The sequence below is a fragment of the Flavobacterium xanthum genome (assembly GCF_900142695.1).
GTDB lineage: Bacteria > Bacteroidota > Bacteroidia > Flavobacteriales > Flavobacteriaceae > Flavobacterium > Flavobacterium xanthum.
Window position 1 is genome coordinate 1 of the sequence record NZ_FRBU01000090.1, and the last position, 1,751, is coordinate 1,751.

General features: G+C 32.7%; 1 protein-coding gene. It reads right to left on the minus strand.

Features of this window, described 5'->3' with window-relative positions; all coding sequences use genetic code 11:
* Nucleotides 1–192 precede the first annotated feature (192 nt).
* On the minus strand, nucleotides 193–1,641 hold the full coding sequence (locus BUC11_RS16475; RefSeq protein ID WP_073355789.1) for an IS1182 family transposase: 1,449 nt from the start codon (nucleotides 1,639–1,641) through the stop codon (nucleotides 193–195).
* Between the last annotated feature and the right edge of the window lie 110 nt (nucleotides 1,642–1,751).

Here is a 1,751-nt window from a genome sequence, read left to right on the forward strand (position 1 = left end):
GAGGGCACTGAAAAACATCGTCTGTTTTGATTTGTGTCATTTTTATAGACCAAAAAAAACGCTTATAATCGAATTTTTAAGATTCGTTATAAGCGTTTTAGTTTTTAAAACTGTTTTGTATTAGAGGCTATATAAGTCTATTTTTGACTGATACAATTTCATTTTGACCATTATGTACTTAGATTGTATTCTTTACATTAATTTGAGTATTCTTTTTAAGTTTACTGTAAAAATAGCCATTGCTCCTTGCATTTGCATATTGTTAATGCCGTATGATATTGCTCTATCATAACCGTGTACGTTTTTCAGCTCACTATTTTTGGCTTCAATTTTATATCGATGTTTTGCTTTTTCTTTGTAATATTCTGTTTCCTGAAAAGCCATTTGGTCTTGGTGCACTTCTGATTTTATGGATACCGAATAGGTTTTTGTTTTAGCACCATCTTTGTAACATCCATTTTTTAAAGGACAAGTTTTGCATTTTTCAACATCAAAATAATAAGTATCAACTTGATTTGCCCCGACATCTTTGGTTCCACCTCGTGCTTTTCGTATTGCCAAATGTCCTGCTGGACAAACAAACCTATCGGCATCTTTGTTGTAATCAAATTTATCTTCATCTTTTCTAAATCCTTGTGTTATCGATGGATTTAGACGCGCTACTACTTTGATTTTCTGGCCGTTTGCAATTTTAAGGTTTTCTTTTCCAGAATAAGCGGCGTCTCCAATGATGGTATCTACCTCAATCCCATTTTGCTGACTCATTTGTAAAAGTTTAGGTAATTCTGGACCATCGCCTTTTTCTCCCGATGTGATTACGGCAGCTGTAATAATGCGTTCTTCGGTCATAGCCAAATGTGTTTTGTAGCCAAAGAAGGAACTCTCGGTAGACTTATGACCTATTTTAGCATCGGTATCCTTGGATAAAGTTAAGTTCTCTTGAGTATCTTCTACGGTTTCTTTGAGTAAGTTTAGTTTTTCTTTTACAGCTGGAATAGCGCTTATAGAGGGTTCATTTTCTATACGTTTTTCTAACTCTTTGCAATACTTCAATTCTTTTTCTAAATCATTTTCAAGGTTCTTTTCTGGCATACGTTCTTTGAATTGATCATCAAAAGTGTAAACTGTTTTGCGAAGTAGCTTGGAGCGTTCTCTTAACACATCAATGGCTAAAAAAGGATTTGATCTTGATAAGGTATGTGTGGCATCAACGATAATTGACTTGGAACGAATTATGCCTTTTTCAACAGCTATGGTCACTGTTTTGTTTATCAATAGGTTTAATAAGTCGGTGTCTTTCAAACGTAGTTTTCTAAATTTTGTCAACGAACTAGCATTGATAACTTCGTCTTCTGGATTCATATCCAAAAAATATTTAAAGGACATATCGTACCTAGATCGTTCCACTACATCAACATCGGAAACACTGTAAATTGTTTTTAGCAATAAATACTTAAACATACGCACAGGACTTTCTGCCATACGACCATTATTTGAACAGTATTTATTTACAAGTTCATCGTAGATAAATGAAAAATCGATTAATTCATTAATTTTTCTTAAAAGATTGTCCTTGGGAACAATTAGATTATATAACGAATAATGTTCGCTAAATTGAATTGTTTGCTGCTGTATTAACATCAATAAAAGCTTTATAATTACATTTAAAAATACAAAAAACGAGGCAGAAAATAAAGTTTTTCTGCCTCGTTTTTATGATAATAATTATAAAATGACTTTTTCAGTGCCCT